This is a genomic window from Streptomyces sp. NPDC048483 (assembly GCF_040651455.1).
Lineage (GTDB): Bacteria > Actinomycetota > Actinomycetes > Streptomycetales > Streptomycetaceae > Streptomyces.
Genome location: NZ_JBEZJZ010000017.1, coordinates 60,773 through 84,984, shown reverse-complemented (window position 1 = coordinate 84,984; position 24,212 = coordinate 60,773). Strand labels below are relative to the sequence as shown.

Genomic DNA, 24,212 nt, shown 5'->3' with positions numbered 1-24,212 from the left:
TGGGGGTATGGCTGTACATCCGCCCGTCATCGTGCATCCGCCGTCCCCCGGCGGCGGGCGGCAGGTGACCATCGGGGGCGAGAGCGTCGGCCGTGCCTACAGCAGCGTGGATGTCCTGGAATTCCTGCGCCGGGCCGGCCTGGACACGGACATGGTGTCGCTCGACGACCGCGAGGTGATCGAGTGGCAGGGCGGCGATCACGACATCTGGTCGTGACGCCGTGCCGTGCCGCGGGGGCCGTTGGGGTGAGGGAACGGCCGCGCGGCCGCCGTACGGGTGTCGTCGACCGGGGTCGCGGCGTTGGTGTTCCGTGACCGTCCCCCATGCCCGGCTGTGGTTTCTGCCGACCAGTCTCGCGGTGCTGATGGCAGAGGTGTGCGCGGACGGGCAGGCCGCTCCCCCGTGGGCCGTACCGCCACCGTCCCCGGCCCGGCCGTACGCCGACGGCCGGCCGTACGCCGAGGCCGACCGGGGCCCGGCGGCGCCCGCGGACCGGCCCTGACGGTGCGTCGGGGACCCGTATGACGGTGCGTCGGAAGCCACCCGATGCACTGAATGCCGTACCGAACGCAGTCATCGGGTTACCCCATGTGGCGAGCGGCCGCGCGCGCCCATAGCTTCGCCTCATGGCGATGCAACAGATCAAGTACATGACGTGCCTGGCCGCGGCCGCCCTCGGCGGCCTCGGTACGGCCCCGCCGGCCGAGGCCGGGGACCGGCACGTCGTCCACCCGGGTGAGTCGATCCAGGCGGCGGTGGACGCGGCGGGGCCCGGCGACACCGTCTTCGTCGCGGCCGGCAGCTACCGGGAGAGCGTCCTGATCAAGGAGCCGCGGGTGACGCTGCGCGGAGCGGGCCGGCGCACCGTGATCAGGCCGCCGACCTCACGGGCGGAGAACGCCTGCGGGCACGACGGCAACGGCATCTGTGTCATCGGCAGCCCGGGACACCGCCTGCCGGGCGTCACCATCCGTTCCCTGACCGTCTCGGGTTTCAAGAAGAACGGCATCTGGGCCACCGGGACCAGCCGGCTGCGGGTGCGCGATGTCGACGCGCGGAACAATGGCCAGTGGGGCATCGCCCTGCAGAAGTCCGTCCGCAGCTCCATCGGGGACAACACCGCCCGCGGCAACGGCGACGCGGGCATCTTTCTCGCGAACACGGTCGACGAGGAGGGCGGTGCCACGGACACCCACGGCACCGCGATCAGCGGGAACCGCCTGGTGGGGAACCGGATCGGCATCACGGTGCGGCGGACCAGAAACCTGCGGGTCGACGGCAACGCGGTCACCGGCAACTGCGCCGGGGTGTTCGTCGTGGGCGACGAGTCGCGGCCCCGGGCGGGCGATCTGTCGGTGAACGGCAACGACGTGTCGCACAACAACAAGCACTGCCCCGCCACCAAGCGCCTGCCGTTCCTCCAGGGCATCGGCATCGTCCTCACCGGCGCCGAGGAGACCCGCGTACAAGCGAACCGGGTCAACGACAACGTCGGCAAGTCCCCGCTCTCCGGGGGGATCGTCCTGTTCCCCAGCTTTGCGAAGGCCCCCAACGAACGCAATGTCATCAGCGGCAATGTCGCACTGCGCAACCAGCCGGCCGACCTGGCCAACCGGGACCGGGACGGTTCCGGGAACGGATTCGCCGGCAATGAGTGCCGGATCTCGGAGCCCGCGGACCTGTGCCGGCAGGCGCGTGCCGTCCTTCGGGCGCGGTTCTTCAGCGGCAGCACCTCCGGAGTACCGAGCAGCAGAATCGAGGCGGAATGACCACCGTAAGTCCCACGCCCCAGCCGGCCATGCGGCTGCGGGAACTCGTCTTCGGAGCCGCGTGCGCGGCGTCCGTCCGCGCGGCGGTACGGCTCGGCGTGGCGGATGCGCTGGGGGACGCACCCGCCACCGCGGAGGAGCTGGCCGCCGCGGTGCACACCGAGGCGCGCCCGCTGCAACGGCTGCTGCGCGCCCTGTCCTGCTACGGGATCTTCGAGGAGACCGACGACGGGAGGTTCGCGCACACCGAGATGTCCCGGCTGCTGCGCGAGGACACCCCCAACAGCCTGCGGTACATCTCCCTGTGGTGCACGGAACCCTGGACCTGGGAGGCCTGGCCGCGGCTCGACGAAGCGGTACGGTCCGGCCGGAGCGTCTTCGACGACCTGTACGGCAAGGGGTTCTTCGACTATCTGCACCAGGACGCACGGGACTCGGCGCAGGTCTTCGACCGGGCCATGACCACCTCCAGCAGGCAGTCCGCGCAGGACGTCGCGGAACTCCTCGATCTGACCGGGGTGTCCTCGGTGGCGGACATCGGCGGCGGTCAGGGGCATGTGCTGGCCAGCCTGCTGGAGAAGCACCCGGATCTCGAAGGCACGCTGCTCGACCTGCCGCACGTCGTGGCGGACGCGGACCGGCGACTGCGGGACGGCGGGCCGCTCGCCTCCCGCGCCACGATCGTGCCCGGCGACTGCCGTAGCGAGATCCCGGTCCAGGCCGATCTCTACATCATCAAGAACATCCTGGAATGGGACGACGAAAGCACCCGGCTGACCCTGGGCAATGTCCTGGAGGTCGCCCGGCCGGGCGCGCGGGTCGTGATCATCGAGAACCTCGTCGACGACAGTCCGTCGATGAAGTTCACCACCTCCATGGACCTGCTGCTGCTCCTCAACGTCGGCGGGGCCAAGCACTCCAAGGAGAGCCTGGTCAGCCGGATGTCCGAAGCCGGGCTGCTGGTCCACGACATCATGCCGGTCAATGCGTATCTGCACGCCTTCGAGTGCAGTGTGCCGGGCTGAACCCGGCCTGTGCTGAGCCGGGCCCGGGTGAGCGGGGCCCACGCTTGTGCCCGCGATCGACGCCGATCGCGGGCACCGGACTGCCGCCCCCGGCCTCCCGTCAGCCGGCGGTGTCGCGCTCCCAGCAGTAGAACCGGCGGGCCATCGCATCCTTCGGGCTGCGCCAGGTCTGCGGGTCGTACGCGCTGACGTAGGCGGACAGCTTGTCGCTGACGGAGCGGAACTCGGGGTGGTCCGTCAGCTTGGCGATCTCGGGTCCCGGCGGCTTCTCGGACTCGATGAGGTGCAGATACACCTCACCGAACTGGAACAGGCTCCGCCGGGAGACGCCGATCAGATGCGGCAGTTCCGTGCGGTCGGAGGCCTCGAAGACCTCGGCGATCTTCGGCGCCGACTCCGGGGCCATCCGGGCGACGATCAGGGCATGGTGCATCGGTGAGGTCCCTTCGGTTGGGGACGGGCCGGGGCGGTGGGGGCCGCCCGGGTCAGTTGGGGCCGGCCGAGTCCCGCACGGCGCGCGCCTCGATCTTGTCCCGGATGAGCTCCAGCTGGATCTTGGAGTTGCGGTTGATGTGCTCGGTCATGCCCTTGTCGTCGACCGGCGCCTCGGGCTTCATCGCGAAGTCCTGCGTCCAGTACATCCCTGTACCGCCGGGCAGTTTGCGGTACGACCAGTGGATGTCCATGTGCTGGAAGGGGCCGGTCTCCACGCGGCGGGCGCGGACGGTGAGCCCCTTGCGGTCGGTCACCCGCTCCGAGACCCAGCTCCAGACGGTGTCGTTGTCGTCGGGGTGCATGGTCAGCCGGAAGGTCGTCTTGTTGCCTTCGCGGGAGAGCACGTCGACGGCGGCGTACTCGCTGAACAGCTGGGGCCAGTTCTCGAGGTCGTTGGTGACGTCCCAGACGAGGTCGAGGGGGGCCGCGATCTTGATGTCGTTCTCGGTGTGGCCGGACATGTCAGGCTCCTGTCGTAGGCACGGTGTTGACGAGGTCGAGGAAGTCGTGCGGCGTCTTGCTGCGCTCGGCGTCGTTGGGCAGCGGCCGGCCGAGCCGGTTCTCCAGCTCGCCGACGATGCCGAGCAGGCCGAGCGAGTCCAGGCCGAATTCGGCGAAGGTCACACCGGGCCGGCCCGCCAAGTCCTTCGGGTCGACGGTGAGGCCGGCGGCCGATTTCATCAGCGAGGCCAGCTCGTCGAAGGTCAGTTCAGCGGTCATGACGGGTTTCTCCTTCTCACGAGGGGGACTCGGGGGATCCCTGACGCAGCACCAGTGCCGCGTTCGAGCCCATGAGTCCCCGGCTCAGCACCAACGCCGTCCGCAGCTCGGCCGGGCGGGCCGAGACGATGACCAGGTCGAGGTCGTGGCTCACCTCGAAGACGTTGGGGGTGGGTGGCACGACGCCGTGCTCCATCGAAAGCACCGCGGCGGCCGCGTCCAGGACGGGGGCGCCGCAGTACGCCCGGCCGGTGCCGGTCTTGGGTGCGGTCACGGGTACCGACGTGGCGTGGCGGCCCAGCGCGTCCGCGATCGCGAGCGCCTCGGCGCGGTCGGCCGCCGGCACGCCGAAGGCGTCCGCGAAGACCACGTCGATCTCTTCCGGGGCGCACCGCGCGTCCTCCAGCGCGCCGGTGATCGCATGGGCCAGCCCCTCACGGGACTCCTCCCAGCGCCCCGCCCCCGTGAAGGTCGCGGCGTGCCCGGCCACCACGGCGCGGACCTGCGCCCCGCGCTCGAGGGCGGCCGCCTCCTCCTCGACCACCAGCATCGCTCCGCCCTCGGCGGGGACGAAGCCGCAGGCGGCGTCGGTGAAGGGGCGGTAGGCGCGGTAGGGGTCCTCGACCTTGCTGAGGTCGTCGTACCCGAGCTGACAGACGACCGAGTACGGGGCGAGCGGCGCCTCGGCGGCGCCGACGACGACGGCATCGGTGCCGCGCTGGATGGTCCTTCCCGCATGGGCGAGCGCGTCCAGACCGCCGGCCTCGTCGCTGGCCACCACTCCGCAGGGCCCCTTGAAGCCGCCGCGGATGGAGATCTGGCCGGTGCTGGCCGCGTAGAACCAGGCGATGGACTGATACGGCCCGACGTGCTTGGAGCCCTGGCCCCACAGGTGCTGCAGTTCGCGCTGGCCGAACTCGCCGCCGCCGGAGCCCGCGGCAGTCACGACGCCCACCGCGAACGGTGAGTCGTTGTAGTCGGCGCGGCCCAGCCGGGCGTCGTCCAGCGCAAGGTTGGCGGCGGCCATGGCGAAGTGCGTGAACCGGTCGGTCTGCACCAGGTAGCGCTCTTCGATGAGCACCGCCGGGTCGAAGTCGCGGACCTCGCCCGCGACCTTGAGCGGCAGGTTCTCGCACCCTTCCCGGGTGACCAGGTCGAGGACGCTCATGCCCTCTCTGGTCGCCTTCCAGAAGGCCTCGGTGCTCACCCCGTTGGGGGCGATGACGCCGATACCCGTGACGACAGACCGTCGTGGTTGACGTTGGGGCAGCTGTTGCAGGGAGCTCATCAGGCCCTCCCACCCTGTCTGGTCAGCACCACCGCGGACTGGAAGCCGCCGAACCCGCTGCCGACCGAGAGCACGGACCGCAGCGGCAGCTCGCGCGCCGTCTTCGGCACATAGTCGAGGTCACACTCCGGGTCCGGGGTCTCGTAGTTGGCCGTCGGTGGTACGACCTGGTGGGCCAGGGCCAGCACACACGCGACGATCTCGATCGCCCCGATCGCGCCGAGCGAGTGGCCCACCATGGATTTGATGGAGCTCATGGGCACGTGGTACGCGTGCTCACCCAGCGATTTCTTGACCGCGGCGGTCTCATGACGGTCGTTCTGCTGGGTGCCCGAGCCATGTGCGTTGACATAGTCGATCTGGGAGCTGTCGACCTTCGCGTGGGCGAGTGCGCGGTTGATCGCCTCGGCCATCTCCAGGCCCTCCTGGGTGAGCCCGGTCATGTGGTACGCGTTGCCGAACGTGGCGTAGCCCCGTATCTCGCAGTGCACGGTGGCACCGCGGGCGCGGGCGTGTTCCAGCTCCTCCAGGACGAGGACCGCGCCGCCCTCGCCCATGACGAATCCGTCGCGGTTGGCGTCGAACGGCCGTGAGGCGTGCGCGGGGTCGCCGTTGTTGGCGGAGGTCGCCTTGATCGCGTCGAAGCAGGCCACCGTGATCGGGGAGATCGGCGAGTCCGACGCGCCCGCGACGCACACGTCCAGCCGGCCCTCCTCGATGGAGTGGAAGGCGTAGCCGATGGCGTCGAGGCCGGAGGTACAGCCCGTGGAGACGGTCTGTACCGGGCCGTGGGCGCCGATCTGTTCCGCCACCGCGGAGGCGAGCGAACTGGGGGAGAACGCCCGCTGCAGGTGTCGGCCGGCCGGCCGGTGGTCCACGTCCCACTTCTGCCCGACACCGCTCACGGCGACGTAGTCGTGCTCCAGGCGTGTGGTGCCGCCGACCGCGGTGCCCAGCGAGACCCCCATGCGCCAGCTGTTCTCGGTCCCGGTGTCCAGGCCCGCGTTCCGTACGGCTTCCCTGGCGGCGACCATCGCGAACTGGATGTACCGGTCCTGCGCGGCCACCTGGTCCGGGGGCAGCCCGTGGGCCGCCGGGTCGAAGTCGCACTCGGCGGCGATCCGCGAGCGGAAGCCCTCCGGGTTGAAGAGGGTGATGCCGCGGGTCGCGGTGCGTCCGGCGGACAGGAGGTCCCAGAAGGCGGGCACCCCCACGCCGCCCGGCGCGACGATCCCGACACCGGTGACCGCCACTCGGCGCGTCATGACACCGGCTCCGTGCGTTCGGGTGGGCCTGACGGCGCACCGCCGTCCGTCTCCTCGGTGTCGACATGGCCCAGGTCCGGGCGCGGGGCGAGCGGGCCGAGGTGGAAGACCATGCGGGCCTCCGCCTTGCCGACGTTGCGGAAGCGGTGCCGCAGATACGGCGGGATCAGCAGGCCCTGGTCCGGCCGCAGCGTGTGCGGCTCGCCGTCCAGGTCCACTTCGAGCGCGCCGCTCACGACGTAGACGAACTCCTCGGAGTACGGGTGGTAGTGCTCGCCGATGCGTTCGCCGGGCTGCACCAGGGCCATGCCCATGAAGCCGCTGGTGGCGCCCACCGCGGTGGGTGTCAGCATGGCGCGCAGGTCTCCTCCGCGCCGGCGGTTGGGCTTGGTCTCGTTGAGGTCCACGATGCGTGGGCGGTGCGAAGTCATGGCTGCTTCCTCCAGGTACGGGGGCCGACGGGTGAGGGCCTGGGACGGCCGGATGGACGGTCAGGAGTCCGGAGCCCGGCGGTCGGTGATCAGGTCCATGTCGGAGCGGGCGAGGAAGTGCGCCAGCTCCCGGTCGGTCGTCAGACCGCCGGCCGCGTCGGTGTCCATGAGGCGCTTGAAGACGCCCCGCTTGCGGGGACCGTGCACGCCGATGACGAGGTCGGGTTCGGTGTCGTCGAGGGGGACCCTGAGGTCGATGAGCCGGACGACGATGTCGTCGCGCTGGAAGATGGTGCTGGCGTCGATCGGGCTGTCCGGGTCGTCCGCGGCCAGCTCGTCCTGCCTGGCCAGCATCCGGGCCAGCGCCATACCGCAGCCTTCCTTGGCCGGGTAGTACAGCGCGTGCCGGAGGTCGTCCCGCAGCTCCTGGCCCGCCGCGACATGGTGCACCGCGGGCAGCGCGGCCCGGGTGAAGAACACCCGCGCGGAGTTGGGGTCGGTGAGGTCCCGGTCCTGCTCCAGGTACGGGTTGATGGCCTCCTCGACGGCCCGTACCTCGGGCTGCTCCGACACATGGCGCAGCGCCGCGACGAGATCGCCCTGCACCTCGACGGCCCGTACGACGCGGTTGCCGTGCATGAACAGGGAGGTGCGGCGCAGCCGGGTGGTGTCGTCGACCCGCGCCTGGGGGGAGTCGTATCCGGCGAGGATCTCGGCGACCATCGACTCGCTGCCGGGCTTCACGGTGAAGGTCAGGGCGTGCCGGACCACACCGTCACCGACGCGGGGCTCGGACTGGAGCCGGCCCTTGGAGGGCTCGGGGGCGGCCGTGGCGGCGCTCGACGTCTCGCGCAGCACGCTGAAGCGCAGCGACCGGGTGTTGCGTACGCAGCTGTGCAGGGGCTGCACCATCTTGACGTGTTCCTCGCTGTTGACCCAGGCCAGGAACGGCGGTGCGCTCTCCCACTCGCTGGTGATCAGCCACTGCGAGGGGTTCTCGATGGACTGGCACAGCTGGTCGGTGAGGTGACCGGGTACGGAGGCCACCTGGCTGCGCAGGTATTCGTAGGCTTCGAGGAAGCGCTGCTGGGCGCCTTCGTGGAGGTCCAGCAAGAGGACGACCCGGAGTCTCGAGCCGTCGAACGCGGACTGCGATATTCGTTCCGACACTGTTGTCATCGTCTACGCATCTCCCTCGGAGCGGGCTGGCTCCTGTGGTGCGTCGTCAGGTCCGGAGGTGATCCGGGCACTGACCCGGCGTACCGGGACGACCGGCCCCGCGGTGGGGGTGGCCGTCCCGGAATCGATCGTGGCCGGGACCCTGGGGGCGCGCGATATCTGTGGGCCATGCGGGTGAACCATGATCGAGCGCTTGCCGGGCCGGGGAAACTTCCTCTCCATGGCCGCCACGGGAGCTGGAGCAGGCAATGAGTCCAATGGTCGAAGACAGGATTCCGGTACTTGTCGTGGGCGGCTCCCTGGTGGGCCTGTCCGCGTCCTTGTTCCTGGGGCGCCTGGGCGTCCGGCACATCCTGGTCGAGAAGCACTCCGATACGTCACGGCACCCGCGGGGGCGGGGGAACAACGTCCGCACCATGGAGCTGTACCGGGTGGCGGGCGCCGAGCAGCGGATCCGCGAGGCGGCATCCGTCCTGGCGGACAATCACGGCATCCTGCAGGCCCCGTCACTGACCGGGGAGGAGCAGGAGTGGCTGTTCAAGGAGATCGACCCGGGGGGCGGGCTGGCGCGGTTCAGCCCCGCCGGCTGGTGTCTGTGCAGCCAGAACGACCTTGAGCCGGTCCTGGTGCAGTGCGCCCGTGAGCACGGCGGCGACCTGCGCTTCCACGCCGAGCTGCTCTCGTTCGACCAGGACCGGGAGGGGGTGACGGCGGTGGTGAAGAACCGGGAGACCGGCGAGCACACCACCGTCCTCGCGGACTATGTGATCGCGGCGGACGGGCCGCGCAGCCCGTCCAGGGAACAGCTCGGCATCGGTCAGACGGGCCCCGGCGATCTGTTCCACAACGTGAGCATCACCTTCCGGGCGCCCGCGCTGGCGGCTGCGGTGGGCGATCGCCGTTTCATCGCCTGCTATCTCACCAACCCCGAGGCGGACGGCTGTCTGCTTCCGGTGGACAACGCGGCGGAGTGGGTCTTCCACGCCCCCTGGCACCCCGACGGGGGCGAAACCCTGGAGGACTTCACCGACGAGCGGTGCATCGACCACATCCGCCGGGCGACCGGCGTCCTGGACATGGATGTGGAGATCACCGGCAAGGCCCCCTGGCACGCGGCCGAACGTGTCGCGGAGCGGTACGGGGCGGGCCGGGTCTTCCTCGCCGGCGACTCGGCCCATGAGATGTCCCCCACCGGGGCGTTCGGCTCCAACACCGGCATCCAGGACGCGCACAACCTGGCCTGGAAGCTTGCCGCCGTGCTCAACGGCTGGGCGGGCCCCGGCCTGCTGGACTCCTACGAGGCGGAACGCCGCCCGGTGGCCAGCGCGACCAGCGCCCGCGCCTCGGCCCGTTCCGCCGAGCACAGTCACCCCGGCTATGCCGCGGCCCCGGGCGCGGGCGGTGGGCGGCAGAGCGGCGTCCTCACCGTCGCGCTCGGCTACAGCTATCCGCACGGCGCGGTGGTCAACACCGACCCCGAACTCCCCGTCGTCCCCGCCCGGATGCAGCTGACGGGTGCCCCCGGCACCCGGGCCCCGCACATGTGGGTCCAGCGCGCCGGGGTACGGCTGTCGACCCTGGACCTCTACGAGTCGTCGCTGGTCCTGCTCACCGGCCCGGCCGGCGAGCCCTGGCGCACCGCCGCCGCGCACGCCGCCGAGCGCTGGTCCGTCCCGCTCCCGGCGTACAGCATCGGCACCCGCCCCGACGACGACCTGGCCCCCGAGAAGGGCGCCGACTGGGCCGAGGTGCACGGCACGGCTCCGGCGGGCGCGGTGCTGGTGCGCCCGGACGGGTTCGTGGCGTGGCGCTCGGAGGGCATGGTGGCCGACCCGGAGGCGACGCTGGACGAGGTGCTGGCGGCCGTGCTCTGCCGGGGCTGACGGCGGTGCTCTGCCGGGGCCGGTTCAGTCCTTTCTGCCCACTCCGCCGTAGAAGACGATGTCGTTGAGCTCGGCGGGGCCGGGCACCACGCCGTCCGGCCGCCACAGCGGCACCCGTACGACGCCCGGCCCGAGCAGGGTGAACGGGCCGAAGAGCGAGGTGATCTCGGCCTTGGAGCGCAGGTTGAGCGAGGCGGTGGACCCTCGGTAGACCTCTTCCGCCGCCACCCGCTTCCACTCCTCCACCCGGCCGTCGGCGTAGCCCTCGTAGGGCTCGTACGTCGAGTGGGTCAGTACGAGGTGGCTGCCGGAGGGGAGCGCGTCGGCGAGGGCGGCGACACAGCCGGCCGGGTCCTCCTCGTCCGGGATGAAGGTCAGGACGATGCACATCACGAGCAGCACCGGCCGGTCGAAGTCGATCAGCGCCCGGACGGCGGGGTGTTCCAGGACCGACTTGGGGTCGCGGAGGTCGGCGAGCACGAAGGAGGTGCGTTCGGTGTCGGTGAGCCGGGCCCCGGCGTGGGTGGCGACGATCGGGTCGTTGTCGACGTACACGACAACGGTGTCGGGGGCGACCTCGCGGGCGATCTCATGGGCGTTGGGCGAGGTGGGAATGCCGGTGCCGATGTCGATGATCTGGCGGATGCCGCCGCCGACCAGCTCGCGGACGGCCCGCCCCAGGAACTCCCGGTTGGCGAGGGCGCTCTCGCGGACCGGGGGGTGCATGGCCAGGACCCGGTCCCCGGCCTCCCGGTCGACCTCGTAGTTGTCCCAGCCGCCGAGGAAGTAGTCGTTCATCCGGGCCGGGTGCGGCCTGCTGGTGTCGATCTCCTCGGCCGAGAAGCCCGAGTGCTCGGGCCCTTTGACGTACGGTCCGATCTCCGGCAGCTCCGCGCCGGCCGCCTCCTGGGGAAAGTCGTGGCCGCTCATGCCGTCCTCCGCTCCACGCGCCGGCACGGTGCCGCGGTGAGCAGGAAGTCGGCGTGCCCGGCCTTCGCGCCCTCGATGAAGCTCACCATTTCGTGGTGGGTGTAGATCAGCGCCGGGCCGTCGGGGTCGGTGGACTGACGCAGCGCCACCCGGCCGTCCTTCAGCCGCATGGCTTCGACGCACTCGCCTCCGTTTCCGCCGCTCCACGGCTTGTGCCAGCCTTCGTTGCCCAGTTCATTGGCGGGCATGCCGTTGTAGATGCGTATGCGATCCATGTGGGGTTAGATCTCCTTGCGAAAGCCACCCAGAATGGCCCTGGTGGTGTGTGCCGGCGCGGCCTGCGCACACATCCGGTCCAGCGCTTCCAGGAACTGCGAGACGTCGTTGCGCTGGTCGAAGTACACGGCTCCGACGAGGCTTTCCGCGTACGCGATGTCCGGGAGCTCCGGGATCGGGAAGCGGAAAATGTGGAACGGCCCGTACATCGCGGGATGCGGGCCGGATGCGAAGGGAATGACCTGGAGCCGGACGTTCGGCAGCGAGGTGGCCTCCATCAGCCGGGTGATCTGGTCGCGCATCACCGTCGGGCCGCCGATCGGGCGCCGTAGGACGGTCTCGTCCATCACCGCCCACAGCAGCGGCGCCTGCTCTCGGGTCAGCAGCGACTGCCGCTCCATGCGCAGCGCCACGATGCGGTCGATGTCCGCGGCGGGGGCGTGCGGCATTCCGGCCCGCAGGACGGCGGCGGCGTAGTCCTCGGTCTGCAACAGGCCGGGAACGTAGTGCGGCTGGTAGGCCCGGATGAGGTTGGCCTCGCTCTCCAGGCTGACGAATGCGCTGAACCACTCGGGGAGTACGTCGCGGAAGTTGTGCCACCATCCGGGCTTGTTGGCTTCGCGGGCGAGCGAGAGAAAGCCCTCGATCTCGTCCTGGTCGACGACGCCGTAGGTCGCCAGCAGCTTCTCTACGTAGGGGATCTTGAGGCCTACCTCGGCCTTTTCCATCCGCCGTATCGTGCCGTGGGTGACATCGAGGGCCCGCGCGGCCTGTTCGAAGGACAGTCCCGCCTTCTCGCGCAGGTCTTGCAGCCGCTTGCCGAGCACCACCCGCAGGACGGTCGGCGCTCCGGCCGAACGTGGATCCACCACGCCTGATCCCCTCCAACTGACTTATGTGATCAGCAGTGTGTCATGCCGTCAGAAGGACGAACAGACTGCATATGCGTTTCTGCAAATTGCAGAGTGATCCTTGCCATCGGTGACCAACATCGCACATAGTTACGTGGTGGCTTCCTCCAAAAACGCTCCTTCGTTAGGGTGCTGGTGCGGCTTTGCCGCCGAGCACCCCCAGGACGCGTTCCATTTGCCGGCGAGGCGCACCTCGGTCCCCGAGGCGCGCAGACGGGTGATCGCGCTGCTGCGCGAATGGGGCGCGGATCAACAAGTCCGCGACGACGTGGAGTTGGTGGTGTCCGAGCTGTTCACCAATGCGGTACGGCACACCGACAGCGAGAAGGTCGGCTGCGAGGTGACGCTCGTCGGTTCGTACATCCGCATCGAGATCACCGACGAGGGCGGCGCGGGCGTTTCGGCACCGCACGCCCAGCCCGGCAGCGTGGACAAGGAAGGCGGACGCGGACTGTTCCTCGTCGGCGCACTGTCCGAGAGCTGGGGAACGCGCCCCGACGACGGCGGCCGGGGCCGGGTCGTCTGGGCGGATCTGCCATACACCGCCGCGGCACACTGAGGCCCCGGTCCGCTTCCGCGGAGACCGGGGCCTTTGGCGTGCCGCGCCCGCCGCTACAGCGGCAGCAGGTCGGGCCGCTTGGGCTCGACATGGTCGCCGGAGGACTCGCCACGCAGCCGGCGCCCGATCCACGGGACGAGGTGTTCGCGCGCCCAGTGGATGTTGTCCCGCCGGGCGTCGGCGGCCGACCGCTCCGCCTCCGGGGGCCACGGCTGGTCCGGCTCGGCAGGCACCGTCAGCCCGAGCACCTGCGCCGCGCGCAGCGCCACCCGGGTGTGCCCGTCCGCCGACAGATGCAGCCGGTCATCGCTCCACGCCCGCCGGTCCTGCACCGACTTCAGCGACCACAGGTCGAGCACCGGGCAGTCGTGCCGGTCCGCGATGGCCCGCACATGCGCCGTATACGTCGCGATCTTGCCGCGCAGATGCCTGAGCACCGGCACTCCGCGGGTGTCGAACCCGGTGCACAGCAGCACCGTTCCGACCGACGTCCGCAGATCGGCGACCGCGCGCTCGTAACGCTCGGCCACCGCATCCGGGTCCGAGCCCGGCCGCAGGATGTCATTGCCGCCGGCACAGAATGTCACCAGCGCGGGGGCAAGCTCCTTCGCCCGGGGCACCTGCTCCTCGATGATCTGGTCGAGCAGCCGCCCCCTTACGGCGAGGTTCGCGTAGCGGAAGGCCCCCTCTTCCCGCTGGTCCGACAGGAGGACCGCCAAGCGGTCCGCCCAACCGATGTACGCCCCGTCACGGCCGGGATCCCCGACCCCCTCGGTGAAGCTGTCCCCGACGGCTGCGTACGACCCGATGGCGCCACCGGCGCCGCTGTTGATGTTCTTCGAATCGTCTGCCACGTCAGGACATACTTCACCTTGCGAAGTGACTTACGCCACCGTAACCAGGGGTTGACGGGTGGTGATTAATGCCACCAGGTCAAATTCTTCCCAAGTGGGAATAATGATCGATCACAGACTGCTCCATTATCGCTTCACGAGCAGTCCTCTTCCGGCGTCGTGTGGCAGCACCGTTGCCGCCTGATTTCCCATTGCATCGATGTCGTATCGTCGAAGGTGCCGCGCCACGTCGACGACCAAGCGTCGGCGGCCCAACCGAAGGAGCGCCCGTGACGCAGACGCCGCAGGTCCCGAAGGACCAGTTCGAGCTCGCGGAGGTCCGTAACTTCCGCGATGTGGGCGGACTGCCGACCGTGGACGGGCGTCGGATACGTCAGGGGCGACTGTTCCGCAGCGGCCATCTCGCCCATGCGACCGAGGCGGATGCCGCATTCCTCGGCGGCCTCGGGCTGCACACCGTTTTCGATTTCCGCAATGCCGCGGACATCAAGCTCGAGGGCCCCGATGTCACGCTCCCCGGCGTACGGAATGTGAACATCCCGCTCACCGACCCGGCCGACGGTGCGGAATTCTGGGCGATGGTGCGCGACGGCGAGCTCGACCAGCTGCGGGTCGCGCTCGGTGACGGCAAGGCGGCGGCCCGGATGGCCGCGACCTACCGGCACATCATCACCCACCGCACCGAGGACCACAGCCGGGTGCTGCATGCGATCGCCGAGGACAGCGTTCCCGCGCTGATGCACTGCGCGGCCGGCAAGGACCGCGCGGGCCTGTCGGTGGCCGTGACCCTGCTGGCGGTCGGCGTGGAGCGGGACGCCATCGAGACGGACTACCTCAAGTCCAACGACCCGCACCGCCGCTACAAGATCCGCCGCTCCGACAGCTCCCCCGTCGGCATGTCCGCGGAGGTCATGGAGCTGCTCTCGCCCCTGTTCGGTGCGCACACCGACTACCTCACGGCCGCCTTCGACGCGATCGAGCAGACCTGGGGCTCGACGGAGACCTACCTCGCCAAGGGCCTCAAGCTGACCCCCGCGACCCGCGAGCAGCTGCGCGCCCAGCTGCTGACCGACTGACCCCGGCAGGACCCGCGAACGGCCCGGTGGATCACCGCCGGGCCGTTCGCATGCCGCCTACCGCCTACGCCACCAAAGGCCCCCCGGCAGCTGTTCAGGCTGCACCCACCCGTCCGGGTCGGTGACCCAGCCCGCGACCAGCACCAGCCCCGACTCCCGGTGCACCGCGAGAAACCCGAAGGGCCGGTCGAAGGTCGCCGACACCACCTGCGACCGCTTCTGGGGCGGCGCCCCTCCCGGGTTCATCGCAATGGCCGTCACGGCGGCCGCCCGGAACCCCAGCGCCCCGAAGGTCGCGGTGACCGTCTGCCGGGCGGACGACACCGCCAGCGGCTGCTCGCTGATCCCGGGGAAGTGCCCGCGCGAGGCATCGGTGGCCGTGGCGAGCCCGAACAGCCCCGCCCGCTCCAGCAGATCGTGATCCGCGTCGACGCTGAAGCCGGCACAGGTCAGCTGCATCCGTGGCCTGCCGTCCCGGGTCGTCATCCTGTCCACACCGACCCCCGGCCCGGCGCCGTCGCCCAGCGCCCCACCGGACAGCGCCGGATACGCTCCGGCCAGCGCCGCGACGCCGTGGCGCAGCACTTCGCCGCCGGGCATCGCCGGCGGACCGAGCAGCAGATGGACGTCCAGGCCGTTGTCGCCCGCGACCTCCGCCGTGGTCAGCTCACCGGCCGGGGTGCGGTGGACCCGGATCTGGTCCAGGTCCGTCCCGGAACGCGACAGCCCGGCCACCTCCCGCCCAACCCACGGCCCTTCCTCCGCCCGCAGCGGAAAGTCCCGGAACCGCTCGCGCCAGGTCGTACGGACCAGCAGCGCGCTCGCCAGCACCAACAGCGTGCCGGGACCGACCGGTACGGGCATCTCCTCGATCAGGCCGTCGGTGTGCCGCCGCACCCAGGCGTTCATCGCCTCCAGGTCCGCGGCGGTGTCCCCGGTCAGCTCGCCGTGCACATCCAGCGGCAGGCTCCGCAGCCAGTCGGGGTGCAGCTGCAGTACCCGCTTGGTCCACAGGCCCACCGCGACATCGACGCCGTCCACCGCGGCCAGCGCGGCGAGCAGTTCGCGCCCTGCGGGTACGGCGTGCTCCGCGTCCGTACCGACAGCGTCGGCCAGTTCCTTGCGGGCCGGTCCGGCCGCCGGACCGGCGAGCAGTGCCAGCAGCGGCCACAGCCCGGCGGCAGTCAGGGCCGTGCCCTCCTCCCCCACCGTCTTCTGCGCCCAGCGCGCCGTCAGGTCGTTGACGGCCCGTACCGTCGTTGCGGCAACCATCGTTCTCTTCCCCCGGATTCGTTCAGCGGTGGGCGACAGCCTGCTTGACCAGCGCGTGGTCGATGAGCTCTGGCACACTGCCGCCATCTACTCTGACCTGCACCTTTCTGGAGCAGGCCGGGATCAACTCTAGTCGTCGTCCGCGTCGTCCGCGTCGTCCGGGTCGGCGTCCTCCCACGCATCGCTCAGGTGCACTTCGATCGGGTCGTCCAGCTCGTCATGCGTCGAGAACAGACCGCGCAGCAGGCCCGTCGGGTACACCACCGCCTCATCGTCATCCCCGGGTGGCCCCGCACACGGCTCATCGATGGTGCCGGACCCGTCGGGGCCGAACAGGGCAGGCAGCGGGCCGCCGCCCACCGCGAACGGCTCGAACTTCCACACATCCCCCTTGGTGCGGCAGACCACTTCTCCGATGTACCAGGCGGCGCCCTGAAGGAACGGGCCCCGTATCGCCGCGCCGATCTCCTTCTCGCCGGTGTACCGGCTGCGGACGAGCTCTTCGAGGGCGTCCAGGGACTCCGGGCCGAAGTCCCACCGATCCGGCCTGCCGGTCTCCCTTGCCCACTCCTCGAAGCCGGCAGACCGATCGGCCAGCCACACCTCGAGTTCGGATTGCGCCCGCTCCTGGTCGGGATGCAGCCTGATCGTCGGCTGCCAGCCCGGTTCCCGCCCCTGCCGCGCCTCCACCTCCCCGCGCAGCCGCGCAACCTCGGCCGCGAACGCGCTCCCGGTGCGTTTGCGCATCGCAGACGAGATGAGCAACAGGGGTGCTATCGGCTGGAGTTGCAGCTCGGGGTCGGGGCACAGGACCGGCTGCCCCCTCCACTCCTGGCCCCCGACCGGTCGCCGGTTCCACCCCCACGATCCGCCGGCCACGGCCAGGAGGGATTCACCGAGGTAGGCCATGGCGCTCTCCGCCGTTCCCCTGCCCCTCTCGACCGGGTTGTACGGAGGGTAGAGCTCCAGCAGACGAGCTTCCAAGGCATCCAGGGAGGCGGGGCTGTGGTCGAGCGGGAAGTCCGCGGGGAGCAGGTGACGGCGCAGAGAACGCAGCTCTTCGGGCATGGTGCTGATCCAGCTGCGGAGTTGTCGGCGCATCTCGCGGTCGGGGGCTGACGGCTCACTCATGGTGGCACTGTAGGGAAGAGGACTGACAACAGCTCGGGTGCGTGGTGAACCCGGCGTGCAGGTGAAGTCAGGTCGCCGGCGCCTACTTCGCCTGCAGGGCGCTCTTCATCAGCGTCCGCCCGAAGTCCCACATCAGGCCGCCGCCGTTGTGGGCGTCGTCCATGACGGCCGTGAACGCCTCGACGAACCGGTCCACTTCCCGCTCGCCGATGATCAGCGGCGGGATCAGCTTGATGACCTCCAGATGGTCGCCGGAGACCTGGGTGAGGATCCGGTGGCGCTGGAGCAGCGGCGCCACGACCAGCTGCGCGAACAGCCCCTTGCGGGCCGTCTGCAGCATCCGCCAACGACCCCGCAGCGCAAGGGACTTGGGCCTGCCGAACTCGATACCGACCATCAGGCCGCGGCCACGGACGTCGTGCAGCAGCTCGTAGCTGCCGATCAGTGCGGAGAGGCGGTTGCGCAGCAGATCGCCGGTCTGCCGGGCGCGGGCGACGATCTGTTCGTCCTCCATCACCGCGAGCACCGCGAGGCCGGCCGCCATGGCCTGGGCATTGGAGCCGAAGCTGGCGGAGTGGACGAGGACCCGGTCCATGGACGAGTAGACCTTCTTGAAGATCCAGTCCTTGCCGAGCGTCGCGCCGACCGGAACATAGCCTCCGGAGAGCGCCTTGGCCACACAGACCAGGTCCGGTTCGACGCCGTCCTCGTGCTGGTAGGCGAAGAAGTCGCCGGTGCGGCCGAGGCCGGTCTGGACCTCGTCGGCGATCAGCAGGGCCTTGTGCCGGTGCAGCAACTCCTGGGCGGCGCGCAGGAATCCGGGTGGCGTGGGGTGGACTCCCTTGCCCTGGATCGGCTCGACGACGAAGGCCGCGACGTCGCCGCATTTCACCTCCCTCTCCAGCGCGGCCAGATCGCCCATCTCGATGGCGGTGTCCGGCAGCAGCGGGGCGAAGCCGTCGCGGAAGCCGTCCTCGCCGTTGATGGAGAGCGAGCCGGTGGTCAGGCCGTGGAAGGCGTGGGTGCAGTAGAGGATGCGGGGCTTGCCGGTGGCGTAGCGGGCGAATTTCAGGGCGGTCTCGACGGCTTCGGTGCCGCTGTTGCCGAAGAAGACGCGGTCCAGGTGGGGCGCGTAGGTCAGCAGTTTCTCGGCGAGCAGGCCGGGCAGCGGCTGGCAGTCGAAGCGGGTGAGGTCGGGGAGGCCGGCGTCGAGGACGTCGTGCAGTGCCCTGCGTACGACGGGATGGTGTCTGCCCAGGCCCATCACGCCGAATCCGGCCAGCATGTCGAGGTAGTCCTGGCCGTCCGCGTCCCAGAAGTAGGCGCCCTCGCCCCGCTCGTAGACCTTGTCGAAGCCGATGGTGTGCAGCATCCGCGGGAGCTGGTGGTTGAGGTGGCGGGCGTGCAGTTCGTAGCGCTCGCCGCCGCGCTCGGCGAGCAGCTCGGCCAGGTCGAATCCGGTCATGAGATGTCCTCCTTCCGGGCCGACGCGGCGTTCCTGCGGGACAGTACGGCGCTGATCCGGCCGGCGATCTCGGCCGGGGTGAGCCCGAGGTCGGCCAGCAGCTCGCCGCGCCTGGCGTGGCCCAGGAACTGCTCGGGGATGCCGAATGACCGCAGCGGTACGTCCACGTCGGCGTCCCTCAGCGCCTGGTCGATCGCCGAACCCACGCCCCCGGTACGGCAGTTGTCCTCGACGACGGCCACCAGGGCGTGCTGCGCGGCGAGTGGCGCAAGGGCGGGGTCGACGGGCTTGACCCAGCGCGGATCGACGACCGTCGCGTCGACACCGCGTGCCGCAAGGAGTTCGGCGACCCGCAGGCACACCGGCGCCATCACGCCGACCGCGACCAGCAGGACGTCCGGCTGCGGCGTGCGGTGCAGTACGTCGACGCCGCCGATCCGCGCCACGGCCGGGACCGGGTCGCCCACCGTCTCCTTGGGATAGCGGATGACGGTCGGTGCATCGGCCACGTCCAGGGCTTCGCGCAGTTCGGCACGGAGCTGGTCGGCGTCGCGCGGTGCGGCGATCCGCAGGCCTGGCACGACGCCCAGCATCGACAGGTCCCACATGCCGTGGTGCGAGGCGCCGTCGGTGCCGGTGATGCCGGCCCGGTCGAGGACGAAGGTGACACCGCACCTGTGCAGTGCGACGTCCATCAGGACCTGGTCGAAGGCGCGGTTGAGAAAGGTGGCGTGGACGGCGAAGACCGGGTGCAGGCCGCCGGTGGCCAGCCCGGCCGCCGAGACCGCGGCGTGCTGTTCGGCGATACCCACGTCCCAGACCCGGTCCGGGTAGGCGCGGGCGAACCTGTCCAGCCCGAGCGGCTGCAGCATGGCCGCCGTAAGGGCGACGACGTCCTCGCGCTCGGCGCCGATGCGTACCATTTCGTCGCCGAAGACGGACGTCCAGGAGGGGGCGGCGACCGGGGTGACGGGCGCGCAGGTCAGCGGGTCCATCACGCCGACGGTGTGGAAGTGTTCCGCGTCGTCCTCCAGGGCGGGCTGGTGGCCACGGCCCCTTTCCGTCAGGCAGTGCACCAGCACCGGGCCGTGGAATCCGGCGGCACGGCGCAGCGCGGACTCGACGGCTTCGATGTCGTGCCCGTCGATCGGCCCGATGTACTTCAGGCCCAGGTCCTCGAACATGCCCTGCGGTGCGAAGGTGTCCTTGAAGCCCTTCTTCGCGCCGTGCAGCGATTCATAGAGCGACCGGCCGACGACCGGGGTGCGCTGGAGGACGTCCTTGCCCCAGGCGAGGAACTTCTCGTAGCCCTCGGTGGTACGGAAGGTGTTGAGGTGGCTCGCGAGGCCGCCTACGGTCGGGGCGTCGGAGCGCCCGTTGTCGTTGACGACGATGATCAGCGGGCGGTCCTTGGCGGCGGCGATGTTGTTGAGCGCCTCCCAGGCCATCCCGCCGGTCAGCGCGCCGTCACCGATGACCGCGACGACATGGTCGTCCCTGCCGCGGACCTGGTTGGCCTTGGCGAGGCCGTCGGCCCAGGCCAGGGCGGTGGAGGCGTGGCTGTTCTCGATGATGTCGTGCGGCGACTCGGCGCGCGACGGATAGCCGGACAGGCCGCCCTTGGCCCGTAGCTTGGAAAAGTCCTGGCGCCCCGTCAAAAGTTTGTGGACGTAGGACTGATGGCCGGTGTCCCACAGGATGCGGTCGGTGGGCGAGTCGAAGACCCGGTGCAGGGCGATGGTCAGCTCGACCACGCCGAGGTTGGGTCCCAGGTGGCCGCCGGTGCGGGCGACGGCCTGGACGAGGAACTCCCTGATTTCCTCGGCGAGTTCGTCCATCCGTTCTTCGGGCAGCGCCTTGAGATCACGCGGCTCGCGGATGTGCTCCAGCAGGGTCATGCTCGGTCCCCTCCATGGGTTCGGCTGACGGTGACGTCGGGGGCGCCGGGAGCGCCGGGAGCGCCGGGCAGCGCTCCCCCGGTGCTCCCCCGAGGTCGCGGACTCACCGCTCGTCGGTCACCCGCGGTTCCCGCCGACGGTCTCCCTGGCGGCCCGCAGCGACTCCTTCAGCGAACCCATGGTGGCCAGGACGGCGGTGGGCTCATAGCCGCAGTGCGCCATGCAGTTGGCGCAGCGCGGGTCCTTGCCCCGGCCGTACTTGCTCCAGTCGGTGTCGTCGATGAGCTCCCGGTAGGTGGGGACGTAGCCGTCGCTCATCAGGTAGCAGGGCCGCTGCCAGCCGAAGAGCGAGTAGTTGGGGATCGCCCAGGCCGTGCAGGGGAAGTCCGCCTTGCCTTCGAGGAAGTCGAGGAAGAGCGGGCTGTGGTTGAGCCGCCAGCGGCGGCGGTTGCCGCCGGCGAAGGCCTTTTTGAACAGCTCGCGGGTCTGCTCGACGCCGAGGAAGTGCTCCTGGTCGGGGGCCTTTTCATAGGCGTAGGCGGGCGACAGCATCATTTCGTCGACCTGGAGGTCGTCATTGAGGAAGTTGAGGACCTCGATGATGGTCTGCGGGGTGTCGGTGTTGAAGAAGGTGGAGTTGGTGGTGACCCGGAAGCCGCGCCGCTTGGCTTCCTTGATCGCCGCCACCGCCTCGTCGAATACGCCTTCCTTCGCGACGGATTCGTCGTGGCGTTCCCGCATCCCGTCGATGTGGACCGCGAACGCGAAGTACGGCGAGGGTGTGAAACTGTCCATCTTCTTGCGTAGCAGCATCGCGTTGGTGCACAGGAAGACATACTTCCGCTTGGCCACCAGCTGCCGGACGATTTCGTCGATCTGCGGGTGCATCAAGGGCTCGCCACCGGCAATGGAGACCATCGGAGCGCCGGACTCCAGGACCGCGCCGACCGCCTGGGCCACCGGCATCCGCTGCTTGAGAATGCCCGCCGGATGCTGGATCTTCCCGCAGCCCTCGCATTTCAGATTGCAGGCGAAGAGCGGCTCCAGCTCAACGATCAGCGGAAACTTCTCGCGCCGCCGCAGCACTTTCTGTTCAAAAAGATAGGTCCCGACCCGGATGGTCTGGCGAAGCGGCATGGCCATCTGGCTCACCTCCTGGGGAGCAGCAAAGAACGGTGCCATTCGAAAAAAACAGGAAGAATGCAGCGCAGCACACGGAAGGCCGATATTCCACCGCGTACCGTGCCGATGCGTACGAGTTCATGTTCTGGAGCGTCCACGACCACCCGGACGGCCGCAACCGGACGCGTTCCGGCGCGCTGTGCGGCGCGCAGTGTGGCCGCGGATTCCATATCCACCGCCACTGCCCCCGCGGCATGCAGCGCGGCCCGCTCCGCGCCGCGTACGACGTGGTCCGAGCCGCGCAGCAGACCGGTGTGCACGGTCAGCCCGCGCTCGCGCAGGGCCTGGAGAAGAGGGCCGTTGTCGCGGCAGACGGTGTCCCGGGCATCGGGGCGGTGGTCGCGGGTGGCCTCGGCGACCACCACGTCCCCGGGCCGCATCCCGGGGGCGAGCCCGGCGCAGAAACCGCTGGCCACAACCGGTGAACGCGCGGTGGCGGCGCCCTCGCGCAGCGCCTGTTCCAGGGCGCGTTCGGCTGCCTGGGGGCCCATGCCCGTACGGAGGGTGACCACCGGCGGGCGCGTGCCACCGCCGCCACCGCCCCGCAGCGCGAACCGCTCGATGCCGAGCGCACAGGCGATCAGCAACGGCGGTGCCGCGTCTGCGGGGGCCGGTCTCGGCATCAGTCCCCCAACGGCGCGTCGGCCGGTCCGCTGTGGACATAGCGGCCCAGGGCCGTCAGCGGGAAGACCTGCCGGTAGAGGTGGTAGTTGATGGAGAAGTCCCAGGGGAAGCCCGTGCCGGTGAAGTACGGCTCGTCCCAGGAGCCGTCCTCGCGCTGGGTGTCGATCAGATGGCGCACCCCGCGCCGCACCGTCTCGCTCTCCCGCTCCCCGGCCGCGAGCAGCGCCATCAGCGCCCAGCCGGTCTGCGAGGCGGTCGAGGCGCCGCGCCCGGCCCATGCCGTGTCCCGGTAGGACCGCTGGTCCTCGCCCCAGCCACCGTCGTCGTTCTGCACCCGGGCCAGCCAGCTGACGGCCCGTCGGACGGCGGGGTGCGAGGCGGGGATGCCGGCCGCGGCCAGCGCGGGCAGCACGGAGCCGGTGCCGTAGACGTAGTTGGTGCCCCAGCGCCCGAACCAGGCGCCGCTGGGCTCCTGTTCGGCCAGCAGCCAGTCGATGCCGCGGCGGGTGCGCGGGTCGTGCGTACGGCCGACATCGGCGAGCATCTCGACGACATGCGCGGTGACATCGGCCGACGGCGGGTCGATGACCTCCCCGAAGTCGCAGAACGGCAGGCGGTTGGGGAAACGGCTGGTGTTGTCCGCGTCGAAGGCGGCCCATGCGCCGTTCTTGGACTGCATCCCGAGGTTCCAGCGCACCGCGCGGCGCACCGCGGCATCCACCCGCTGATGGTCGGGATGCTCGACCCGGCGCAGCGCAAGCACCACCTCGGCGGTGTCGTCGATGTCCGGGTAGTTGTCGTTCTCGAACTCGAACGCCCAGCCCCCGGAGGTGAGTTGGGGCCTGCGCACCGACCAGTCGCCGGGCCGGTCGATCTGTTCGTCGAGCATCCAGTCGGCGGCCTTGATCAGCTGCGGGTGGTCGGCGGGCAGCCCGGCGTCGGCGAGCGCGATGGTGGCCAGGCAGGTGTCCCAGACCGGGGACTGGCAGGCCTCGATCATCCGGGCGCCGTCCTCGCGCCATACGGTGAAACGGTCCAGCGATGCCAGGCCGCTGCGCAGCACCGGGTGGTCGAGGTCGTAGCCCAACAGGTGCAGGGCGATGAGGGAGTAGACGGCGGGGGGCTGGATACCGCCCCAGCACCCGTCGTTCTCCTGCCGCTCGATGATCCAGCGGGCGGCGGAGCGCATCGCGGCCCGGCGCAGCCTGCGCGGGGCGACCTTGTGGTAGACGTGCAGCGCCTTGTCCAGACGCTGGAAGATGCCGTCCCAGCTGGTGACGGGGGCGAGCGGGCGCGGCGGGCTGGGGCGCCGCGGATCGGTGTGCAGCTCGTCGAGGGCGAACGGCGCCGGGCGGACCGGGCGCTTGGCCGAGACGATGGTCAGGGCCACTATGGTCTGCCGCGCCCAGCAGCCGAAGTCGTAGATGTTGAGCGGGACCCACTTGGGGAAGTAGATGAGCTCCGGGGGGAGTTCGGGGAGGTCGTCCCACTTCCACCAGCCGAAGAGGGCCAGCCAGATGCGGGTGAAGACCCGGGCGGCGGCGATTCCGCCGTGTTCGCGGATCCAGGCGGCGGCCCTGGCCATGTGCGCCGCGTCCGGGGCGTCCCCGGCGAGGCGCAGGGCCACATAGGCCTCGATGGTGGTGGAGAGTTCGCCGGGGCCGCCGTAGAAGGTGGCCCAGGTGCCGTCCTCGCGCTGCTCGCCGCGGATGTAGCGGGCGGCCGCCTCGGTGAGCTCGGGGTCCGGCACGCCCAGGAACTGACGGAGCAGCAGATCCTCGGAGTCCATCGTGACGTTGGTCTCGAGGTCGCCCTTCCACCAGCCGGCGGGATCCTGGAGGGCGAGCAGATGATCGGTGGCGCGGGCGGTGGCGCGCCGGGCGGCGGTGGTGTCGGTCTTCTCAGCGGTGGCATCGCTGGCCGAAGGGGCCCGGGGCGGCAGCGCCCCGGTGCTTCCGTCGGTCGTCGCTGTCATGGC

At 70.4% G+C, this 24,212-nt stretch carries 25 protein-coding genes; 7 read left to right on the top strand and 18 right to left on the bottom strand.

Annotated features, from left to right (window positions below; translation table 11 throughout):
* The first annotated feature begins 7 nt into the window (after window positions 1-7).
* The 4 genes from AB0D04_RS12210 to AB0D04_RS12195 all read left to right on the top strand — a co-directional run bounded on the left by AB0D04_RS12210 (window position 8) and on the right by AB0D04_RS12195 (window position 2,795).
* Window positions 8-217, top strand: a complete 210-nt coding sequence (locus AB0D04_RS12210; RefSeq protein ID WP_362702114.1) for a hypothetical protein — start codon at window positions 8-10, stop codon at window positions 215-217.
* Between the two features lie 94 nt (window positions 218-311).
* Window positions 312-503, top strand: a complete 192-nt coding sequence (locus AB0D04_RS12205) for a hypothetical protein (protein WP_362702112.1) — start codon at window positions 312-314, stop codon at window positions 501-503.
* Between the two features lie 124 nt (window positions 504-627).
* The gene (locus AB0D04_RS12200; protein ID WP_362702110.1) at window positions 628-1,770 is read left to right on the top strand and encodes a right-handed parallel beta-helix repeat-containing protein; all 1,143 of its coding nucleotides are present in this window, start codon (window positions 628-630) and stop codon (window positions 1,768-1,770) included.
* A complete protein-coding gene (locus tag AB0D04_RS12195; RefSeq protein WP_362702108.1) occupies window positions 1,767-2,795 on the top strand; it encodes a methyltransferase in 1,029 nt (342 codons plus the stop codon). The genes AB0D04_RS12200 and AB0D04_RS12195 overlap by 4 nt, the downstream gene beginning before the upstream one ends.
* 100 nt (window positions 2,796-2,895) lie before the next feature.
* On the opposite strand, the gene AB0D04_RS12190 is transcribed toward AB0D04_RS12195, so the two are convergent.
* The 7 genes from AB0D04_RS12190 to AB0D04_RS12160 are packed head-to-tail and all read right to left on the bottom strand — an operon-like array spanning window position 2,896 to window position 8,173.
* On the bottom strand, window positions 2,896-3,228 hold the full coding sequence (locus AB0D04_RS12190) for a TcmI family type II polyketide cyclase (protein ID WP_362702107.1): 333 nt from the start codon (window positions 3,226-3,228) through the stop codon (window positions 2,896-2,898).
* 52 nt (window positions 3,229-3,280) lie between these two features.
* Window positions 3,281-3,751 (bottom strand): SRPBCC family protein, encoded by a 471-nt coding sequence (locus AB0D04_RS12185; protein ID WP_362702105.1) that lies wholly within the window; start codon window positions 3,749-3,751, stop codon window positions 3,281-3,283.
* Between the two features lies 1 nt (window position 3,752).
* On the bottom strand, window positions 3,753-4,010 hold the full coding sequence (locus AB0D04_RS12180) for an acyl carrier protein (protein WP_362702104.1): 258 nt from the start codon (window positions 4,008-4,010) through the stop codon (window positions 3,753-3,755).
* A 16-nt stretch (window positions 4,011-4,026) separates the two neighbouring features.
* The gene (locus AB0D04_RS12175; protein ID WP_362702102.1) at window positions 4,027-5,298 is read right to left on the bottom strand and encodes a ketosynthase chain-length factor; all 1,272 of its coding nucleotides are present in this window, start codon (window positions 5,296-5,298) and stop codon (window positions 4,027-4,029) included.
* Window positions 5,298-6,563: a beta-ketoacyl-[acyl-carrier-protein] synthase family protein gene (locus AB0D04_RS12170; protein ID WP_362702101.1), complete on the bottom strand. Its 1,266-nt coding sequence runs from the start codon at window positions 6,561-6,563 to the stop codon at window positions 5,298-5,300. Before AB0D04_RS12170 ends, AB0D04_RS12175 begins: the two co-directional genes overlap by 1 nt.
* A complete protein-coding gene (locus AB0D04_RS12165; RefSeq protein ID WP_362702100.1) occupies window positions 6,560-6,994 on the bottom strand; it encodes a cupin domain-containing protein in 435 nt (144 codons plus the stop codon). The genes AB0D04_RS12170 and AB0D04_RS12165 overlap by 4 nt, the downstream gene beginning before the upstream one ends.
* A 60-nt stretch (window positions 6,995-7,054) precedes the next feature.
* On the bottom strand, window positions 7,055-8,173 hold the full coding sequence (locus AB0D04_RS12160) for a SchA/CurD-like domain-containing protein (protein ID WP_362702099.1): 1,119 nt from the start codon (window positions 8,171-8,173) through the stop codon (window positions 7,055-7,057).
* Between the two features lie 248 nt (window positions 8,174-8,421).
* Between AB0D04_RS12160 and AB0D04_RS12155 the strand changes: the two genes are divergently transcribed.
* Window positions 8,422-10,056: an FAD-dependent monooxygenase gene (locus tag AB0D04_RS12155; protein ID WP_362702098.1), complete on the top strand. Its 1,635-nt coding sequence runs from the start codon at window positions 8,422-8,424 to the stop codon at window positions 10,054-10,056.
* Window positions 10,057-10,080: 24 nt separating this feature from the next.
* Here the strand turns inward: AB0D04_RS12155 and AB0D04_RS12150 are convergent, their stop codons facing one another.
* Genes AB0D04_RS12150 through AB0D04_RS12140 form a run of 3 tightly spaced genes read right to left on the bottom strand, consistent with a single transcriptional unit; the run spans window position 10,081 to window position 12,134 of the window.
* A complete protein-coding gene (locus tag AB0D04_RS12150) occupies window positions 10,081-10,986 on the bottom strand; it encodes an SAM-dependent methyltransferase (RefSeq protein WP_362702097.1) in 906 nt (301 codons plus the stop codon).
* Window positions 10,983-11,261 (bottom strand): DUF397 domain-containing protein, encoded by a 279-nt coding sequence (locus AB0D04_RS12145; protein ID WP_362702095.1) that lies wholly within the window; start codon window positions 11,259-11,261, stop codon window positions 10,983-10,985. Before AB0D04_RS12145 ends, AB0D04_RS12150 begins: the two co-directional genes overlap by 4 nt.
* Window positions 11,262-11,267: 6 nt before the next feature.
* The gene (locus AB0D04_RS12140; RefSeq protein ID WP_362702093.1) at window positions 11,268-12,134 is read right to left on the bottom strand and encodes a helix-turn-helix transcriptional regulator; all 867 of its coding nucleotides are present in this window, start codon (window positions 12,132-12,134) and stop codon (window positions 11,268-11,270) included.
* Window positions 12,135-12,348: 214 nt separating this feature from the next.
* Here AB0D04_RS12140 and AB0D04_RS12135 point away from each other — a divergent pair, with 214 nt between their 5' ends.
* Window positions 12,349-12,732, top strand: coding sequence for an ATP-binding protein (locus tag AB0D04_RS12135; RefSeq protein ID WP_362702091.1), 384 nt, complete (start codon window positions 12,349-12,351; stop codon window positions 12,730-12,732).
* A 53-nt stretch (window positions 12,733-12,785) separates the two neighbouring features.
* Here the strand turns inward: AB0D04_RS12135 and AB0D04_RS12130 are convergent, their stop codons facing one another.
* Window positions 12,786-13,586, bottom strand: a complete 801-nt coding sequence (locus AB0D04_RS12130) for an SGNH/GDSL hydrolase family protein (protein ID WP_362702090.1) — start codon at window positions 13,584-13,586, stop codon at window positions 12,786-12,788.
* A 269-nt stretch (window positions 13,587-13,855) separates the two neighbouring features.
* Here AB0D04_RS12130 and AB0D04_RS12125 point away from each other — a divergent pair, with 269 nt between their 5' ends.
* On the top strand, window positions 13,856-14,662 hold the full coding sequence (locus AB0D04_RS12125; protein WP_362702088.1) for a tyrosine-protein phosphatase: 807 nt from the start codon (window positions 13,856-13,858) through the stop codon (window positions 14,660-14,662).
* 57 nt (window positions 14,663-14,719) lie between these two features.
* Here AB0D04_RS12125 and AB0D04_RS12120 read toward each other — a convergent pair whose 3' ends face one another.
* From AB0D04_RS12120 to shc, 7 genes are all read right to left on the bottom strand, one after another.
* A complete protein-coding gene (locus tag AB0D04_RS12120) occupies window positions 14,720-15,934 on the bottom strand; it encodes a serpin family protein (RefSeq protein WP_362702087.1) in 1,215 nt (404 codons plus the stop codon).
* Between the two features lie 129 nt (window positions 15,935-16,063).
* Window positions 16,064-17,065: a hypothetical protein gene (locus AB0D04_RS12115; RefSeq protein ID WP_362702086.1), complete on the bottom strand. Its 1,002-nt coding sequence runs from the start codon at window positions 17,063-17,065 to the stop codon at window positions 16,064-16,066.
* An 82-nt stretch (window positions 17,066-17,147) separates the two neighbouring features.
* Window positions 17,148-18,530: an aspartate aminotransferase family protein gene (locus AB0D04_RS12110; protein ID WP_362702085.1), complete on the bottom strand. Its 1,383-nt coding sequence runs from the start codon at window positions 18,528-18,530 to the stop codon at window positions 17,148-17,150.
* Window positions 18,527-20,428 (bottom strand): 1-deoxy-D-xylulose-5-phosphate synthase, encoded by a 1,902-nt coding sequence (gene dxs, locus AB0D04_RS12105; RefSeq protein ID WP_362702084.1) that lies wholly within the window; start codon window positions 20,426-20,428, stop codon window positions 18,527-18,529. Before dxs ends, AB0D04_RS12110 begins: the two co-directional genes overlap by 4 nt.
* A gap of 117 nt (window positions 20,429-20,545) precedes the next feature.
* Window positions 20,546-21,571, bottom strand: a complete 1,026-nt coding sequence (hpnH, locus tag AB0D04_RS12100; protein WP_362702082.1) for an adenosyl-hopene transferase HpnH — start codon at window positions 21,569-21,571, stop codon at window positions 20,546-20,548.
* Between the two features lie 5 nt (window positions 21,572-21,576).
* Window positions 21,577-22,233, bottom strand: a complete 657-nt coding sequence (locus AB0D04_RS12095) for a 1-hydroxy-2-methyl-2-butenyl 4-diphosphate reductase (RefSeq protein WP_362702080.1) — start codon at window positions 22,231-22,233, stop codon at window positions 21,577-21,579.
* A complete protein-coding gene (gene shc, locus AB0D04_RS12090; RefSeq protein ID WP_362702078.1) occupies window positions 22,233-24,209 on the bottom strand; it encodes a squalene--hopene cyclase in 1,977 nt (658 codons plus the stop codon). The genes AB0D04_RS12095 and shc overlap by 1 nt, the downstream gene beginning before the upstream one ends.
* Between the last annotated feature and the right edge of the window lie 3 nt (window positions 24,210-24,212).

Excerpts from the sequence above, each read along its gene's own strand:
- AB0D04_RS12120 (WP_362702087.1), bottom strand. The coding sequence starts at position 15,934 with ATGGTTGCCGCAACGACGGTACGGGCCGTCAACGACCTGACGGCGCGC.
- AB0D04_RS12180 (WP_362702104.1), bottom strand. The coding sequence starts at position 4,010 with ATGACCGCTGAACTGACCTTCGACGAGCTGGCCTCGCTGATGAAATCG.
- AB0D04_RS12145 (WP_362702095.1), bottom strand. The coding sequence starts at position 11,261 with ATGGATCGCATACGCATCTACAACGGCATGCCCGCCAATGAACTGGGC.
- AB0D04_RS12095 (WP_362702080.1), bottom strand. The coding sequence starts at position 22,233 with ATGCCGAGACCGGCCCCCGCAGACGCGGCACCGCCGTTGCTGATCGCC.
- AB0D04_RS12210 (WP_362702114.1), top strand. The coding sequence starts at position 8 with ATGGCTGTACATCCGCCCGTCATCGTGCATCCGCCGTCCCCCGGCGGC.
- AB0D04_RS12160 (WP_362702099.1), bottom strand. The coding sequence starts at position 8,173 with ATGACAACAGTGTCGGAACGAATATCGCAGTCCGCGTTCGACGGCTCG.
- AB0D04_RS12110 (WP_362702085.1), bottom strand. The coding sequence starts at position 18,530 with ATGACCGGATTCGACCTGGCCGAGCTGCTCGCCGAGCGCGGCGGCGAG.
- AB0D04_RS12195 (WP_362702108.1), top strand. The coding sequence starts at position 1,767 with ATGACCACCGTAAGTCCCACGCCCCAGCCGGCCATGCGGCTGCGGGAA.
- AB0D04_RS12175 (WP_362702102.1), bottom strand. The coding sequence starts at position 5,298 with ATGAGCTCCCTGCAACAGCTGCCCCAACGTCAACCACGACGGTCTGTC.
- AB0D04_RS12170 (WP_362702101.1), bottom strand. The coding sequence starts at position 6,563 with ATGACGCGCCGAGTGGCGGTCACCGGTGTCGGGATCGTCGCGCCGGGC.
- AB0D04_RS12185 (WP_362702105.1), bottom strand. The coding sequence starts at position 3,751 with ATGTCCGGCCACACCGAGAACGACATCAAGATCGCGGCCCCCCTCGAC.
- AB0D04_RS12150 (WP_362702097.1), bottom strand. The coding sequence starts at position 10,986 with ATGAGCGGCCACGACTTTCCCCAGGAGGCGGCCGGCGCGGAGCTGCCG.
- AB0D04_RS12155 (WP_362702098.1), top strand. The coding sequence starts at position 8,422 with ATGAGTCCAATGGTCGAAGACAGGATTCCGGTACTTGTCGTGGGCGGC.
- shc (WP_362702078.1), bottom strand. The coding sequence starts at position 24,209 with ATGACAGCGACGACCGACGGAAGCACCGGGGCGCTGCCGCCCCGGGCC.
- AB0D04_RS12200 (WP_362702110.1), top strand. The coding sequence starts at position 628 with ATGGCGATGCAACAGATCAAGTACATGACGTGCCTGGCCGCGGCCGCC.
- dxs (WP_362702084.1), bottom strand. The coding sequence starts at position 20,428 with ATGACCCTGCTGGAGCACATCCGCGAGCCGCGTGATCTCAAGGCGCTG.
- AB0D04_RS12190 (WP_362702107.1), bottom strand. The coding sequence starts at position 3,228 with ATGCACCATGCCCTGATCGTCGCCCGGATGGCCCCGGAGTCGGCGCCG.
- AB0D04_RS12115 (WP_362702086.1), bottom strand. The coding sequence starts at position 17,065 with ATGAGTGAGCCGTCAGCCCCCGACCGCGAGATGCGCCGACAACTCCGC.
- AB0D04_RS12165 (WP_362702100.1), bottom strand. The coding sequence starts at position 6,994 with ATGACTTCGCACCGCCCACGCATCGTGGACCTCAACGAGACCAAGCCC.
- hpnH (WP_362702082.1), bottom strand. The coding sequence starts at position 21,571 with ATGGCCATGCCGCTTCGCCAGACCATCCGGGTCGGGACCTATCTTTTT.